12 protein-coding genes are annotated in these 15928 nt (G+C 62.7%); 9 read left to right on the forward strand and 3 right to left on the reverse strand.

The window, feature by feature from the left end:
* Positions 1 to 4: 4 nt before the first annotated feature.
* Positions 5 to 736, forward strand: a complete 732-nt coding sequence (locus KNJ79_RS11535; protein ID WP_317151166.1) for a LytR/AlgR family response regulator transcription factor — start codon at positions 5 to 7, stop codon at positions 734 to 736.
* Positions 737 to 788: 52 nt separating this feature from the next.
* Here the strand turns inward: KNJ79_RS11535 and KNJ79_RS11540 are convergent, their stop codons facing one another.
* Complete coding sequence (locus KNJ79_RS11540) at positions 789 to 1130, reverse strand: UrcA family protein (protein ID WP_141133907.1); 342 nt, start codon at positions 1128 to 1130, stop codon at positions 789 to 791.
* A 287-nt stretch (positions 1131 to 1417) separates the two neighbouring features.
* Between KNJ79_RS11540 and KNJ79_RS11545 the strand changes: the two genes are divergently transcribed.
* Positions 1418 to 1882 carry a hypothetical protein gene (locus KNJ79_RS11545; protein WP_317151167.1) on the forward strand — a complete coding sequence of 155 codons (465 nt, stop codon included), beginning with the start codon at positions 1418 to 1420 and terminating at the stop codon, positions 1880 to 1882.
* A 25-nt stretch (positions 1883 to 1907) separates the two neighbouring features.
* Here KNJ79_RS11545 and KNJ79_RS11550 read toward each other — a convergent pair whose 3' ends face one another.
* A complete protein-coding gene (locus KNJ79_RS11550; RefSeq protein WP_317151168.1) occupies positions 1908 to 2360 on the reverse strand; it encodes a hypothetical protein in 453 nt (150 codons plus the stop codon).
* A gap of 109 nt (positions 2361 to 2469) precedes the next feature.
* Between KNJ79_RS11550 and KNJ79_RS11555 the strand changes: the two genes are divergently transcribed.
* Positions 2470 to 4005: a BCCT family transporter gene (locus KNJ79_RS11555; RefSeq protein WP_317151169.1), complete on the forward strand. Its 1536-nt coding sequence runs from the start codon at positions 2470 to 2472 to the stop codon at positions 4003 to 4005.
* A gap of 6 nt (positions 4006 to 4011) precedes the next feature.
* Here KNJ79_RS11555 and KNJ79_RS11560 read toward each other — a convergent pair whose 3' ends face one another.
* Positions 4012 to 6057, reverse strand: a complete 2046-nt coding sequence (locus KNJ79_RS11560; protein ID WP_317151170.1) for a M13 family metallopeptidase — start codon at positions 6055 to 6057, stop codon at positions 4012 to 4014.
* A 206-nt stretch (positions 6058 to 6263) separates the two neighbouring features.
* Between KNJ79_RS11560 and uvrA the strand changes: the two genes are divergently transcribed.
* The 6 genes from uvrA (at position 6264) to pstA (ending at position 15926) form a co-directional block, all read left to right on the forward strand.
* Positions 6264 to 9239 (forward strand): excinuclease ABC subunit UvrA, encoded by a 2976-nt coding sequence (uvrA, locus tag KNJ79_RS11565; protein ID WP_317151171.1) that lies wholly within the window; start codon positions 6264 to 6266, stop codon positions 9237 to 9239.
* Between the two features lie 889 nt (positions 9240 to 10128).
* On the forward strand, positions 10129 to 10623 hold the full coding sequence (locus tag KNJ79_RS11570; RefSeq protein WP_317151172.1) for a hypothetical protein: 495 nt from the start codon (positions 10129 to 10131) through the stop codon (positions 10621 to 10623).
* A 68-nt stretch (positions 10624 to 10691) separates the two neighbouring features.
* Entirely contained in the window at positions 10692 to 11966 is a 1275-nt protein-coding gene (locus KNJ79_RS11575) for a cold shock domain-containing protein (RefSeq protein WP_394357177.1), read from the forward strand.
* Between the two features lie 133 nt (positions 11967 to 12099).
* On the forward strand, positions 12100 to 13149 hold the full coding sequence (locus KNJ79_RS11580) for a substrate-binding domain-containing protein (RefSeq protein ID WP_317151174.1): 1050 nt from the start codon (positions 12100 to 12102) through the stop codon (positions 13147 to 13149).
* 151 nt (positions 13150 to 13300) lie between these two features.
* Entirely contained in the window at positions 13301 to 14677 is a 1377-nt protein-coding gene (gene pstC / locus KNJ79_RS11585; protein ID WP_317151175.1) for a phosphate ABC transporter permease subunit PstC, read from the forward strand.
* Complete coding sequence (pstA, locus tag KNJ79_RS11590) at positions 14670 to 15926, forward strand: phosphate ABC transporter permease PstA (protein WP_317151176.1); 1257 nt, start codon at positions 14670 to 14672, stop codon at positions 15924 to 15926. Before pstC ends, pstA begins: the two co-directional genes overlap by 8 nt.
* The last annotated feature ends 2 nt before the right edge of the window (positions 15927 to 15928 follow it).

The following is a 15928-nucleotide window of genomic DNA, read 5'->3' on the forward strand; positions in this document are numbered from 1 at the left end:
GGAGATGATGCAGGCGTTGCGCACGCTGATCGTCGACGACGAGCCGCTCGCGATCGAGCGATTGCAGATACTGGCGGGGCAGCAGGAGGGCGTGTCGCTCGTCGGCACCGCGAGCGACGGCGCTTCGGCGCTGCGCATGGTCGATGCGCTCGCGCCCGACCTTTTGCTCTGCGACATCGCCATGCCCGATCTCAACGGGCTCGAGGTTGCGGCCGCCATCGACAAGCTCGACCATCCGCCCGCCGTGGTCTTCGTGACCGCCTTCGACCGTTATGCCGTCGCGGCTTTCGACGTCGCGGCGGTCGACTATCTGCTGAAACCCGTTTCGCCCGAACGGCTGGCGAAGGCGCTGGCACGGGTCCGCGAGTGGCGCGCGACCGAACGCGGCAGCCACAAGAAGAGCCAGTGGATCGAGGAATTCTGGGTCCAGAATCGCGGCGAAATGCTGCGCGTCGATGCGCATCAGGTCGATCTGATCGAAGCCGAGCGCGACTATATGCGGCTGCACGTCGGCGGCCGCAGCTGGCTGATCCACCAGACGATCAAATCGCTGGAAGAGCGAATGGACCCCGACCGGTTCCTGCGCATCCACCGCTCGAAGATGGTGCGCCGCGACGGCATCGTCGGCCTGAAGCACCATGGCGACGGCGCGTGGAGCGTCGATCTGGGCGAAGGCGGCGTCCACCGTATCGGACGCACCTATCTGCACGACGTCAAGGCGATCATGCAGCGCTGAGCAAAAGGCGGCCGTCCCGCAGGGAACGGCCGCCTTCCGGCACCCGTGTCGGTCAATTCGCCGCCACGTGCAAGGGACCTGCGGAAGCCAGTTTCCCGCCGCTGAACAGCATCGCAAGCTGAGGTTCGGTGTCGCGGATCGCCGCGTCGCGGCATTTGACATACATCAGCTGATCGCGAAGAGTGACGCGAGCGATGCTATAATCGCTGCACACTTTGCGCGCGGCCCTTGCGACACGCTCTCGCAGCCGTTGTTGATCGGCGGCACTCGCAAGGTCGAGATCGCCATAGCGGACGTATGCGCGTCGCTCGGTGACCTCATCGGCCGCCAGCGCCGGCGCTGCGCCCGCCGCCGCGAGCGGCGCAGCGAAGAGGAGGAGAGAAAGTTTCGCCATGGGTTTAGCCCTTTCGAACCGAGGGGGGACGCAGGATGCGGGAGCCCGGACCGGGGAGACCGCTGCTCCTGCACCCCGCATGACCGGGAATGGCGCGCTTTCACGGCGGATGCACTTGGGCTTCGACGGGACATGGCGCGGGCTCGATTGGCAGACGAAGCGCATTCGGGCATCGACCAATGGCCGGCGGGGGGTGCGGGGTGGCTGATTCCAGGCAAAAGGCACTTGGGGCATGGGCCAGATCGCGCCGCTTCCTGGGCGGCGCGGTGGTTTTTGCCCTTTTCGGAATGGCCGGCGGGTGGTTGCTCGGCCAGCTTGCGGTCGGCGAGGGTCTCTATCGCACGGCCCGAGGGGAAATCCGATCGAGCTTCGCCGAACTCAGCGGCAACCCTGAAGCGATCGCCGCCGACCCGGCACCCACGCCCATCCCATGCCCCGGTTGCGCCGATGCCCGCGCTGCGGTCGAGCGCCTGCGTTCAGCGCGATATGATCGCGCCGGTGACGAGTTTCGCTCGATCGAACCCGTCGAACTTGCCTATCCGCCGATTTACGAGTCCCTCGACGACTATGGGGCGGAGCCCATCCCCGGCTATCCTGCGCCGCCCGCTACAAGGATGCCTCGCGCCCTCCCGCCCCGCGTCGAGCAGGTCGGCAATTCGCGCCTCGTCACCCTCCCTGCCGACAGCGTGCCGGCCGCGCCGGAGCCGCCGATCGCGATCCGGATTCCGCCCGCCCAGCCTTCGGAACAATAGAGGCCAATCCTTCTACGAAGCCCGATCAGGGTTTTGGCGGCGTCGACGGCGCAGGCTTGGCGCAGCGGCTGGTATCACCCGCCTTGCAGGCCGCAACATCGGCTTCCCATTGCTTTTTTTCGGCCTCGAACCGCATCCGCTCTTCGGCCGACATGGCGGCGACCCGAGCCTTCTCGGCCTCATAGGCGGCGGTTTCGGAGGCGAAATTCTGCTGGGCGGCTTCGGCTTCGCGGGCGGCCGCCTGTGCTTCCTGCTCATAGGTGATATTTTCCGATTTCGCGCGGCTGGCCTGCGCGGCGTTGAGCTGGGCGGTATGCGCGCGCTCTTCGGCCGTGGTGCCATCGGGTGCTTTTTCGGATGTCTTCACATCGCCGGCGGCAGCCGGGCTATCGGCGGTCGAGGTCGACTGATACGCTGCCGCTGGTCCTGCACCGAGCAAGGCGAACGCCGCACCGGCGGTCCAGATCATCCTCGTCATCCTATATCTCCTGATCGAAAGTCCGTTCGCGCGTAAAAACGCGCCGTCCCGGCTTGCGTTCCACCCCCGATTTGACCGCGCGCGTCCCAGCCGCCATGCTGACCGCTTCATGGCCCTTGCCCCGTTCCATCCCGTCAACCGGCCCGTTTTTCTGGTGCCGCTGCTCGTGCTGATCGCAGCGCTTCTCCTCAGCCTCTGGCACGGCCCTGCCTTTCTGGCGGTCGAAACCGCGATCAACGACTGGGTCTTGCAGACTTTCGGCGCGGCTTTTGCCGTAACGAGCGTCGCTTTCCTCTTCCTCCTAGCTTGCGTGGCTCTCTCGCCGCTCGGCGCGACGGTGATCGGAGGACCCGGTGCGACGCCGTTGCTCGGTCGCTGGCGCTGGTTTGCCGTGACCTTGTGTACCACCATCGCGACCGGCATTCTCTTCTGGGGCGTCGCCGAGCCGCTTTTCCATCTCGACGATCCGCCAGCGATGCTCGGCCTCGCGCCCGGCAGCGACGCCGCGGCGACCTTCGCCATGTCGACGATGTTCCTGCACTGGACGCTGACGCCCTATGCGATCTACACGGTCCCGGCGCTCGCCTTCGCGATCCTCTATTATAATCGCGCCGAACCCTTCAGCCTGTCGTCGCTCTTCGTTCCGCTGATCGGCAGGCGCGCGCACGGATTGACGGGCACGGCGATCGATATCGTCTGCCTTTTCGCGCTGGTCGCGGGCATGGCGGCCTCGCTCGGCGCCGGAATATTGGCGCTCGCGGGGGGCATCGAAGGGATTGGCCGCTTTTCGGGTGGTGCGACGCTGCGCTGGACGATCGCGGCGGCGATCGTGGGCACCTTTGTCGTCTCAGCGGCCTTGGGCCTTCAGCGTGGCATCACGCGGCTGTCGCTGCTCAATATCTGGCTGTTCTTCGCGGTTTTGCTCTTCGTCCTCGTCACCGGACCGACCGGGCGCCTGCCGGTTCTGGGCGGAGAGGGCGCGGCCGACTATGCCGCGACCTTCCTGCCGCGCAGCCTGGGTCTCGACGTCGATGCCGACTGGCACCGGCAATGGACGATCTTCAACTGGGCCAACTGGTTCGCCTGGGCGCCGGTCACCGCGCTGTTTCTCGGCCGGCTCGCGGTCGGCTATACGGTGCGCGCCTTCATTGCCGTCAACCTGCTCCTTCCCGCCCTGTTCGGCGCGGTGTGGATGGTCATCATCGCCGGCACGACGATCACGCTCGACCAGCAATCGGGAGGCAGCCTTTATGCAGTGCTCACCCGCGTCGGTCCCGACCCGCTGCTCTACCGGCTGTTCAGCGAGCTCGGCGGCGGCCTTCCCGTCCTCGCCCTGCTGATCGCGGCAATCTTTCTCTCCTATGTGACAGCCGCCGACAGCAATGTTTCTGCCATGAGCGCGCTTTCGACGCACGGCATCTCGCCCGAAACGCCCGAAGCACCGCTTTGGGTCAAGATCGTCTGGGGCGCCACCATCGGCCTCGTCGCGATGATCCTCGTCGCGGCAGCGGGCCTCGACGGCATCCGCATGATGTCGGTGCTGGGCGGCTTTCCTGCGCTGTTCGTGATCGGCGGCGCCGCGCTGTCTTTGCTGGCGATGGCGGTGCGGGGACAGCATCGCGCCGCCCCCGCCTCCGCCGAATAGCTCACCTTACCAGATGCGGGTCCGCGCCTCGGGCTTCAGATAATATTTGGCCTCGGGCGTGACGTTGAACGCCTTGTACCAGGCGTCGACGTTGCGCGTCGGGCCGATGATGCGCCAGCGCGCCGGGCTATGCTCGTCGCTCGCCACCTGCTGCTTGATCGCGTCCTCGCGCGCCTTGTCGCGCCACGCCTGCGCAAAGGCGAGGAAGAAGCGCTGGTCGCCGGTCAGTCCGTCGATCACCGGCGCCTCCTTGCCGCCGAGCGAGCGGTGATAGGCGTCATAGGCGATTTCGAGCCCTGCGAGGTCGGCGATATTCTCGCCCATCGTCAGGTCCGGATTGATGAAGGCGCCGGGCGCCGCCTCATAGGTTGCATATTGCGCGCCGAAACCCTTCGCCTGCTCCTCGAAGCGCCGGGCATCGGCGGGTGTCCACCAGTCGCGCACCGCGCCGCTTGCGTCGATCTTGCGCCCTTGATCGTCGAAACCATGGCTGATCTCGTGGCCGATCACCGCGCCGATCGCGCCATAGTTGACCGCGTCGTCGACTCCCTCGCTGAAATAGGGCGCCTGCAAGATACCCGCCGGGAAGACGATCTTGTTTTCGAGCCCGCCATTATAGGCGTTCACTTCCTGCGCGTTCATCGCCCATTTCTTGCGGTCGACGGGCTTGTCCAGATCCTCCAGCGCATAGGCATATTCGAACGCGGCGCTGCGCTCGACATTGCCATAGAGATCGGCGGGATCGAGCTTCAGCGCCGAATAGTCGCGCCACTTGTCGGGATAGCCGACCATCACGTCCATCCTGTCGAGCTTGGCGAGCGCGGCCTCCTTGGTCGCCGGCGCCATCCAGCTGTTGCCGCGGATGCGGTCGCCCATCGCGAGTTTCAGGTTAGCGACCAGCGCTTCCATCTTGGCCTTGGCGCTCGGCGGGAAATATTTCGCCGCATATTCGCGCCCGACGAGCTCGCCGAGGCTGCCGTCGACCAACGTCAGCCCGCGCTTCCACCGCGGACGCAGCTCGCTCACGCCGCTCATGACTTTCGTAAACTCGAATCGGTTGTCGACGAACGCTTTCGACAAATAGGGCGCCGCATTGTCGGCGACGTGAAAATCCTGCCACAGCTTCAGCGTGTCGAGCGGGGTCTTCGCATAGAGCGCCGCAATATCCCTGATCGCGGTATTTTCATTGACGATGATCCGCTTCTGCGCCGGGATCTGTGCGCCTTCGAACCAGGCGTTCCAGTCGAGCCCGGGCGCATAGGCGGCCAGCTCGGCCGCCGACATCGGGTTGTTGATCTTGCCGAGGTCGCGGCGGTCGGCGATCGGCCAGCTCGCCTTCGCAATTTCCGTTTCGAACGCCATTATTGTGTCGGCCGCCTTTTCGGGCGCCGGATTGCCGATCAGCTTCATCGTGCGCACGATATAGGCGCGATAGGCGTCGCGCTGCGTCTTGAACTGGTCCGACAGATAATATTCGCGGTCGGGAAGCCCGATCCCGCCCTGCCCCAGCCACAGCACGTTCGTCGTCGGATCGTCGGTGTCGGCATAGGGGCCGCCGCCGACGATGCTGTAACCGAATGCCCCCTGCGAACGCCCCATGAAGCGCGCCATTTCGGATTTGTCCTTGATCGCCGCGACGCGTGCGAGGTCGGCCTTGAGCGGCGCCGCGCCGAGCGCTTCGACGCGCGCTTCGTCCATGAAGCTCTGATAGAGCGCGCCGACCTGGCTGGTCGCCGGCGCCTGCGTCACCAGCGCGCGGAGCTGGCGCTGCGTCAGGTTATAGACGTCGTAATCGACCCCTGCCGACGCCTGATCGGCCGGAATTTCCGTATTCATGAACCAGGTGCCATTGGCGTAGCGGTCGAAATCGTCGCCCGGCCTGACCGACGTATCGCGCGCGTCGAGATCGACGCCCCAGTTGCCGAATTTGAGCGGTGCGAGCGATCCGGTATCGGCCGCCGCTTCGGTCGCGGGCGCCGCGTCCGACTGCGCGAGCGCGGCGGGGCCGGCGAGCGCGAGCGACGCCGCCGACAGGAGCAGGAAATATTTCATCGAATGTCCCCGTTTGATATTGCGATGGTCCGGCATGTGACGCGCAGGGTGCGCCCGCACGGCCTTTCTGGCAAGCGTCGGAAATGCTTCGACGAACGGCGCTCGGGCCGCGCCGGCATCTTGCGCCGCGCCGCCCGGTGCCCCATGTTTCGGGTCATCGCGCAGCCTCTTGCGCATCAAGAACAAATCTGGAACACACCCCTCCCATGAGTCTGACCCACATCTCGGTGCGCGGCGCGCGCGAGCATAATCTGAAGGGCGTCGACGTCGACCTGCCGCGCGACAGCCTGATCGTCATCACCGGCCTGTCGGGAAGCGGCAAGTCGAGCCTGGCATTCGACACCATCTATGCCGAAGGCCAGCGCCGCTATGTCGAGAGCCTGTCGGCCTATGCCCGCCAGTTCCTCGAGATGATGCAAAAACCCGACGTCGAGCATATCGACGGCCTGTCGCCCGCGATCAGCATCGAGCAGAAGACGACGAGCCGCAACCCGCGCTCGACGGTCGCCACCGTCACCGAAATCTATGACTATATGCGCCTGCTCTGGGCGCGCGTCGGCATCCCCTATTCGCCCGCGACGGGCGAGCCGATCAGCGCGCAGAGCGTCGCCGACATGGTCGACCGCGTGAAGGCGCTGCCCGAGGGGACGCGCGCCTATCTGCTCGCCCCCGTCGTGCGCGGGCGCAAGGGCGAGTATAAGAAGGAGCTCGCGCAGTGGCAGAAGGAAGGCTTCACGCGCGTTCGCATCGACGGCGAGTTTTACGAGATCGAGGACGCGCCGGCGCTCGACAAGAAATACAAGCATGACATCGAGGTCGTCGTCGACCGCATCGTCGTGCGCGAAGGCATCGAAACGCGGCTCGCCGACAGTTTCGAAACCGCGCTCAAGCTCGCCGAGGGGCTGGCATATGTCGATCTTGCGGATACGACGGTGGCCGAGGCAATGTCCCCCTCCCGCTTGCGGGAGGGGTTAGGGGTGGGCGCGAGCGAAGCGAGCCCTGCCAGCGGCGACCCCACCCCCGACCCCTCCCGCAAGCGGGAGGGGGGAATGGCAGGCGCCGGCATCCCCGCGAACCGCATCATCTTTTCCGAGAAATTCGCCTGTCCCGTGTCGGGCTTCACCATCGCCGAGATCGAGCCGCGGCTGTTCAGCTTCAACGCGCCGCAGGGCGCGTGCCCGGCGTGCGACGGGCTCGGCGAGCGGCTCGAGTTCGACCCCGAACTCGTCGTCCCCAACCATGCGCTGAGCCTGAAGAAGGGCGCGGTGGTGCCGTGGGCGAAATCGAATCCGCCCTCGCCCTATTACATGCAGGTGCTCGAAAGCCTGGCGAAGGCCTACGACTTCGACCTCAATACGCCGTGGCAGGACCTGCCCGGCGGGGTGCAGCAGATCATCCTCTATGGCAGCGGCGGGATGCCGGTCGAGCTGACCTTCAAGGACGGCCGCCGCACCTATACGACGCACAAGGCGTTCGAGGGCGTCATCGGCAACCTCAACCGGCGGATGCTCCAGACCGAGAGCGCGTGGATGCGCGAGGAGCTGGGCAAATATCAGACCGCGCAGCCGTGCGAGACGTGCCACGGCGCGCGGCTGCGCCCCGAACCGCTCGCGGTTAGAATCGCGGGTGAGAATATCAGCCAGTCGGCGCAGCGCAGCGTCGCCGACGCCTATGCGTGGTTCGGCACCCTCGAAGAGAAGCTGAACGATCAGCAGAAGCAGATCGCGAAGGCGATCCTGAAAGAGATCAACGAGCGGCTGGGCTTCCTCAACAATGTCGGGCTCGACTATCTCAACCTCAACCGCACCAGCGGCACGCTGTCGGGCGGCGAGAGCCAGCGCATCCGCCTTGCGAGCCAGATCGGCAGCGGGCTGTCGGGCGTGCTCTATGTCCTCGACGAGCCGAGCATCGGCCTGCACCAGCGCGACAACGACCGGCTGCTCGAAACCTTGAAGCGGCTCCGCGACCTCGGCAACACGGTGATCGTCGTCGAGCATGACGAAGATGCGATCCGCAGCGCCGACCATGTCGTCGACATGGGCCCCGGCGCGGGGGTCCACGGCGGCGAGATCGTCGCCGAGGGCACGCTGAAACAGGTGCTCGCGAACAAGAAGAGCCTGACCGCGGCCTACCTCACCGGCGCCAGGAAGATCGAGGTGCCGGCGCACCGCCGCCCCGGCAACGGCTTCGACCTGGTGCTGAAGGGCGCGCGCGCGAACAATCTGCAAAATGTCACCGCGACGATCCCGCTCGGCACCTTCACCTGCGTCACCGGCCTGTCGGGGTCGGGCAAGTCGAGCCTGATCATCGACACGCTCTACGCCGCCGCGGCGCGCACGCTCAACGGCGCGCGGCTCGTCGCGGGGCCGCACGAGGCGCTGACCGGGCTCGAGCATCTCGACAAGGTGATCGACATCGACCAGTCGCCGATCGGCCGCACCCCGCGCTCGAACCCCGCGACTTATACGGGCGCCTTCACGACGATCCGCGACTGGTTCGCGGGGCTGCCGGAGGCGCAGGCGCGCGGCTACAAGCCGGGGCGCTTCAGCTTCAACGTCAAGGGCGGGCGCTGCGAAACCTGCACCGGCGACGGGCTGATCAAGATCGAGATGCACTTCCTGCCCGACGTCTATGTGACGTGCGAGACGTGCCACGGCAAACGCTACAACCGCGAAACGCTGGAGGTGAAGTTCAAGGGCAAGAGCATCGCCGACGTGCTCGACATGACGGTCGAGGACGCCGCCGACTTCTTCAAGGCGGTGCCCGCGATCCGCGACAAGATGGCGATGCTGTGCCGCGTCGGGCTCGGCTATATCAAGGTCGGGCAACAGGCGACGACCTTGTCGGGCGGCGAGGCGCAGCGCGTCAAGCTGGCGAAGGAGCTGTCGCGCCGCTCGACCGGGCAGACGCTCTATATCCTCGACGAGCCGACGACGGGGTTGCATTTCGAGGATGTGAGGAAGCTGCTCGAAGTGCTGCAGGCGCTGGTCGATCAGGGCAACAGCGTGGTGGTGATCGAGCACAACCTGGACGTCATCAAGACCGCCGACTGGATCGTCGACCTGGGCCCCGAAGGCGGGGTGAAGGGCGGCGAGATCGTCGCCGCGGGCACCCCGGAACAGGTGGTCGAGGAACCGCGCAGCTTCACCGGCCAATATCTGAAGCCGCTGCTGGCCAAATAAGATTCCCCACCCCGTGGGGAGGGGGGCCGCCGCAGGCGGTGGAGGGGTGCCGCGGCCTTGCGCCGAACGGTTGGGTTCGCGCTATTTTATCTCACGCGAAGCCGCGAAGGCGCGAAGAAGGAAAAAGGGGGGACTCACACAAAGACACAAAGCCACAAAGATTTTCCAGAATCCGTTCGCCCTGAGCTTGTCGAAGGGGCTGTTCCATCTTTCGATGCCGCAAGAAGAACGGTGCTTCGACAAGCTCAGCACGAACGGGGTGGTGCCGGTCTTTGTGCCTTTGTGTCTTTGTGTGAGTCCCCTTTTTCTTTTTTCCTTCTTCGCGCCCCTTCGACTGCCTTGGCAGGCGTTCAGCACAGGCGCTTTGCGCGAGACCCTCCTACCCCATCGCCCGCGCCGTCCTATCCTCGGCGGCATGGATGCCGATCGCGGGCGGCTGCAGCAACCGCGCGCCGCACTCGTCCAAAGTTCAGTAAAGGTCAGCCTTGTGCGCCGCCTTTCGCCGCCCCGTTCGGGGACCGGGAAAGAGCCGGCCAGGCCGCACACCCGATGGGCGGCACCCGCGTCAGTCCATGATCCGAAAAGAGCCGGATGCAGGCTGGCACAGCGCGGCCATGTACGACAGCGATTTTGTTGCCGCGCGGTTTTCCGCCCCCCCCCCCCCTGTGCGTCACCCGGACTTGATCTAGGGTCCACCCAAGCGCGATCATGCGGTCGCGATGTTCTGCGGTGATGACGTGGCCGGTGATGAGAATCATGAAATATCCATCCAGAGATCGTGCCCCAACATCGAGGGTCGGCGACCATTAATTCGCCGGTATCTCTATCGCTTTGATGTATCCCGCAATCCTTGATATGAACAGAACCTAGTCTTCTTGGGGGAACGAACGTGCTGCCAATTCCAGATTTGAATTTTGGCTCGATCGACGCTGTCAGTTACAGGCAAAGAGACCAACGTGAATTTTTAAAAAAAACCCTGTACAGGGAGCATTTTCTTCACAAAATAATGGAACCTTCCAAGTATTTTTTGATAGGAGAAAAGGGAACTGGCAAGACTTCTTACTCAGTTTTTTTAGAAAATACAGATTATGAAAATATGAGAGCTAAAGTTATAGAATTAAATAGCACGGACTATCAAAAATTTATAAGCTTAAAGGAAAACGGAAGCTTATCTGTTTCTTCCTATAGCGACATATGGCGTGTAATTTTACTTATGATTATGTGCGATACGATCGCAAAAAAAATAAATCCTACTGCATTTAACTTTTATAAATTTAATGCAATTAAAAATGCTATAGATAAATACTACCATAATGCATTTCGCCCGGAAGTTGACACGAGCTTAGAGTTTATTAGAGAAAGCGACGTGCCCTCGAAATTATAAAGGACCATCTCAAGGTTGGAGATAAAGAGACTCGAACCGAGAAAACAGTAAACTTTCAGCTTAACCTTCTGGAGCTTGAAAGAAATTTCGAAAATGCCTTGGACTCATTGAAGCTAGAAAGCAATGTTACATTATTTATTGATGGAATAGATATCCGACCAGCGGATATTTCATTCGACCAATACATTCAATGCATACAAGGACTAGCAAACGCGGCTTGGCAAGTTAATACTGAATTTTTTGCGAATATTAAAGATTCCAAAGGACGGATGAAGGTTTGCCTCCTCATGCGCCCAGATATTTTGGATCAAATGGGGTTCCAGAATTTAAATGGAAAAGTCCGTGACAACGGTGTAGTCTTAAATTGGCAGACCACGTACGATGAATTTCGCACGTCACCTATTTTTAAGATGATTTCTGGAATTATAGCTCGACAGCAACCAATAAAAATAGAACCGCAGGAATGTTGGAAGCATTACTTTCCATACTCCCTTCAAAATCAGCGCATATCGGAAAAGCAAGATGACCCATTTATTGGGCTCCTTCGATATTCTTTTTACAGACCGAGAGATATTGTTCAATACCTTATACTGATGCAGAATTATGTTCAACAGAATCAAAACGAAAAGAATCACTTTACCGAAAAATCCTTTCACAAATGCGAAAGGGAGTTTTCAGATTACCTATTGGGTGAAGTTAAGGATTATCTTAGCTTCTACTATAATTCCTTTGATTTTGATCAAATAGTTGGATTTTTTTCTACATTGAGAGGAAGAAACAATTTTTCATGGGAACATTTTTCAAACTCATTTAATGAGTACAAATCGAAGCTATCAGATGAGCTCACTGGCGTGGACGAATTGAGAGGAACCCCACAGAAATTTTTGCAATTTCTCTATTCTCTGAACTTTATCGGATATATTGAGCAAGATGAATTTGGTGGAAATTTTGTACACTGGTGCTTCAGAGATCGTACGCCCGTAAAGCTTAGACCTCAGGTCAAATACGATCGAACTTATACGGTTCACCCAGGACTTGCCCGCTCCCTTCTAGTGGGGCGTGCTGGCGTGAGCGCCCGGCCGCCCCGCATCACCCATCGCACTTCTAAGCGTAAGCACCATGCCCCTCCTTCTGGACTTCGGATAGGAAGGATCATTTCGGGCAAAATGCAAAAGGGCTTTACGTTCTTGAAGCCAAATGATGGTGGTGAAGACGTGTTTGTCTCATTGGACCTCATAAGAAAAGAAGGGATCGGGAAGATAAGGAAGGGCGATGAGCTGATCTTTGAGGCAGCCATCGGATCGACAGGCAGGCTAAGGGCGATAAGTTTGAAACGACCCTAATGGCGCCTCATCCATGACACTTCCATGACACCCCCTGTCACATACACGTCACACAAAACCCCCATTGGCGGCTCAGCGAGTCGCCGCGGGGGTGGCGGCTTGGTTCGGTAACGACCCCCGACAGGATATTTCCATGCTGAAGTCTTTCGCTCTCGCCGCCGGCGCCGCGACCTGCGCGCTGGCGCTTTCGGCTTGCCAGGATCAGGCGTCGCAGGGCGGCGGCGCGCGTGACTATATCAGCGCGGTCGGTTCCTCGACCGTCTATCCCTTTGCCACCGCGGCCGGCGAGAAATTCGCCGAAGCGACGGGCAACAAGACGCCCAAGATCGACAGCACGGGCACCGGCGGCGGCTTCGAGCGTTTCTGTCAGGGCGTCGGCGGCGACACCCCCGACATTTCGAACGCCTCGCGCCGGATGAAGAAGTCGGAGTTCGAGACCTGCCAGAAGAATGGCGTCAAGGACATCGTCGAGATCCAGATCGGCATCGACGGCATCGCGCTGGGCGAGGCGCAGCGCGGCCCCGGCTTCAAGCTGAGCGAGGAAGATGTTTACAAGGCGCTCGCCGCGAACCCCTATGGCAAGCCCAACACCGCGAAGACGTGGAAGGACGTGAACCCCGCGCTTCCCGCGGTCGGCATCTCGGTCTTCGGCCCGCCGTCGACCAGCGGCACCTATGATGCGTTCAAGGAACTGATCCTCGGCAAGGGCTGCGACGCGAACCCCGAGATGAAGGCGCTGAAGGCGAGCGACACCGACAAGCATGAGGCGGTCTGCACCGGCCTGCGCGGGTCGCCCTATTATGTCGAGCAGGGCGAGAATGATAACCTCATCATCTCCAAGCTCGACAAGAACCCCGACAGCCTGGGGATCTTCGGCTTTTCGTACCTCGATGCGAACAAGGACAAGATCAAGGCGGTGCCGGTGCAGGGCGTGTCGCCGACCTATGACAGCATCGCCGACGGCAGCTATCCCGGTTCGCGCCCGCTGTTCATCTATGTGAAGAAGGCGCATGTCGGCGTCGTTCCGGGGCTCAAGGAATATGTCGCGGAGTTCCTGAAGGGCGCGGGTCAAGGCGGCTATCTGGCCGAAAAGGGCCTGATCGTGTCGCCCAAGGCGGTGTCGGACGCGGCGAACGCCGCGGCGACGAACATGACCCCGCTCGACGGGTCGGTGCTGAAGTAAATTGACCCGTTTCCCCGAGCGAAGACGAGGGGCTATGCCGAGCGAAGTCGAGGCTGGTCGCGGTTCTCGCTACGCTCGAACGGACCCCTCGTCTTCGCTCGGGGAGACGGTTCAGACTTCGCTCGACACACACCGCATGACGAGACCGTAAGTGACCTTCAACGCCGCCGCCTTGCTCCTCCTCATCCTCGGCCTCGCGCTGATCGGCTGGCTCGCCGGGCGGGCGCGGTCGGCGATGCTTGCGGGGCGCAGCGGAAAGAAGCTGCATTCGCGGCCGCAATATCATGGCTGGTATGTCGCGCTGTGGCTGTTCGTGCCCGCGGCGATCTTCCTCGCCATATGGTCGAGCGTGTCGCCGGGACTGATCACCAACCAGGTGCTGACGAGCCCCGCGGCCGAGAACCTGCCCGCCTTCGGCTTCGAGCGCAGCGCGATCCTGTCCGACGCGCGCGACGTCGCACAGGGCAAGGCGGCGAAGGTGCGCCTGCCCGCCGCGGCGCCGCTGGTCGAACCCTATGCGGCCGCGACGCACCGCTATGCGTGGATCGGCATCGCGGCGATGCTGGCGCTGGCGCTGGCCGGCGGCCTTTATGCCTTCACGCGCATCCGCCCCGATTTCCGCGCCCGCACGCGGGTCGAGCGGATCGTCATGGCGCTGTTGCTGCTCGCCTCGCTCGTCGCGATTCTGACGACCTTCGGCATCGTGCTGTCGCTGCTGTTCGAATCCTTGCGTTTCTTCAGCCTGGTGCCGATGCGCGAACTGCTCTTCGGGACGCACTGGAACCCGCAGAGCGGCGCGCCGGTCGCCGATACCTTCGGCGGCATCCCGCTGTTCTGGGGCACGGTGCTGATCGGCGCGATCATCGCGATGATCGTCGCGATCCCGATCGGCATGATGAGCGCGGTGTATCTGACCCAATATGCGGCGCCGACAGTGCGCAAATGGGTAAAACCGATGCTCGAGATCCTCGCGGGCGTGCCGACCGTCGTTTACGGCTATTTCGCCGCGCTGACCGTCGCGCCGGCGCTGCGCAATTTCGCGGTGGCGATCGGTATCCCCAACGCCTCGACCGAAAGCGCGCTCGCGGCGGGCGTGGTGATGGGCGTGATGATCATCCCCTTCGTCTCGTCGATGGCCGACGACAGCATCAACGCGGTGCCGCAGGCGATGCGCGACGGCTCGCTGGCGCTGGGCGCGACGCCGAACGAGACGATCCGTCAGGTGCTGATCCCCGCCGCGCTGCCCGGCGTGATGGGGGGCATCCTGCTCGCGGTCAGCCGCGCGATCGGCGAGACGATGATCGTGGTGATGGCGGCGGGCCTCTCCGCCAACCTGACCGCGAACCCCTTCGCCAGCGTGACCACCGTGACCGCGCAGATCGTGAAATTGCTGACCGGCGACCAGGAATTCGACAGCGCCAAGACGCTCGCCGCCTTCGCGCTGGGGCTGGTGCTGTTCCTCGTCACGCTGCTGCTCAACATCGTCGCGCTGCGCATCGTCAAGAAATATCGTGAAGCCTATGAATAGGACGACTGCCCCGACCGACTGGAAAGCCGCCGCGATGCAGAAACGCATCGCGCGCCGCTACGCCGCCGAGCGCCGCTTCAAGGCGCTGGGGCTGGGCGCGGTGCTGCTGTCGGGCTTTTTCCTGGCCTTCCTGCTGTTCGTGATGGTCGGTAACGGCGCGCGGGGCTTTACCTATACGCATGTCGCGGTGCCGATCGACTTTCAGGCGATGCCGCTGACGATCGAGGCGGCGCGGCTCGACGATCCCGACGCCGACCAGGCGATCGCCAACGCCGGGCTGGCCGACATCGTCGCCTTCGCCGCCGACGAGGCGCTGGGCGATGGCGGGTCGGCGCTGATCAGCGAGAATGCGTGGAAGGAAGTGCGAGGGCAGATCAAGGCCGATCCCGAGCTGCTGAACGGCAAGTCGGTGTTCGAACTGCCCGCGTCGAGCAATGTCGATATTGCCGCCAAAGAGGGCGCGAAGGGCGACCTTGGCGCGCGCGTCGGCGCGCTGAAGCGCGACGGACGGCTCTCGACCGGCTTCCACTGGCCTTTCTTCAGGAACGCCGACGCGACCGATCCCGCGGTGGCGGGCATCTGGGGGGCGCTCAAGGGATCGCTGCTGACGATCCTGATCGCTTTCCTGATCGCCTTTCCGACCGGCGTGCTCGCGGCGCTCTATCTCGAGGAATATGCGCCGCGGAACCGCTGGACCGACCTGATCGAAGTGTCGATCAACAATCTCGCCGCGGTGCCCTCGATCATCTTCGGCCTGCTTGCGCTCGCGGTGTTCATCAACTGGTTCGGGCTGTGCCAGGCGAGCCCGCTCGTCGGCGGCCTGACGCTGGCGCTGATGACGATGCCGGTGATCGTGATCGCGAGCCGCAACGCGATCAAGTCGGTGCCGCCGTCGATCCGCGACGCGGCGCTGGGCGTCGGTGCGAGCCCGGTGCAGGTGGTGTTCCACCACGTCCTGCCCCTCGCCCTCCCCGGCATATTGACCGGCACGATCATCGGCATGGCGCGCGCGCTGGGCGAGACGGCGCCGCTGCTCCTCGTCGGGATGCGTGCCTTCATCGGCGACGTGCCGAGCGGCATCTGCTCGCCCTCGACCGTGCTGCCGATGCAGATCTTCCTCTGGTCGGACGAAGTCGACCGCGGCTTCGTCGAGAAGACCTCGGCGGCGATCATCGTGCTGCTGATCGTGCTGCTGTCGATGAACGCGCTGGCCATCTATCTTCGCAACAAGTTCGAAAAACGCTGGTGATC

This window comes from Sphingopyxis indica, assembly GCF_032879645.1.
GTDB classification, from domain to species: domain Bacteria; phylum Pseudomonadota; class Alphaproteobacteria; order Sphingomonadales; family Sphingomonadaceae; genus Sphingopyxis; species Sphingopyxis indica.

Coding starts and splice junctions, on each gene's coding strand:
- KNJ79_RS11545 (WP_317151167.1), top strand. CDS start 1,418: ATGGCCGGCGGGTGGTTGCTCGGCCAGCTTGCGGTCGGCGAGGGTCTC.
- KNJ79_RS11580 (WP_317151174.1), top strand. CDS start 12,100: ATGCTGAAGTCTTTCGCTCTCGCCGCCGGCGCCGCGACCTGCGCGCTG.
- uvrA (WP_317151171.1), top strand. CDS start 6,264: ATGAGTCTGACCCACATCTCGGTGCGCGGCGCGCGCGAGCATAATCTG.
- KNJ79_RS11535 (WP_317151166.1), top strand. CDS start 5: ATGATGCAGGCGTTGCGCACGCTGATCGTCGACGACGAGCCGCTCGCG.
- KNJ79_RS11555 (WP_317151169.1), top strand. CDS start 2,470: ATGGCCCTTGCCCCGTTCCATCCCGTCAACCGGCCCGTTTTTCTGGTG.
- pstA (WP_317151176.1), top strand. CDS start 14,670: ATGAATAGGACGACTGCCCCGACCGACTGGAAAGCCGCCGCGATGCAG.
- KNJ79_RS11540 (WP_141133907.1), bottom strand. CDS start 1,130: ATGGCGAAACTTTCTCTCCTCCTCTTCGCTGCGCCGCTCGCGGCGGCG.
- KNJ79_RS11550 (WP_317151168.1), bottom strand. CDS start 2,360: ATGACGAGGATGATCTGGACCGCCGGTGCGGCGTTCGCCTTGCTCGGT.
- KNJ79_RS11560 (WP_317151170.1), bottom strand. CDS start 6,057: ATGAAATATTTCCTGCTCCTGTCGGCGGCGTCGCTCGCGCTCGCCGGC.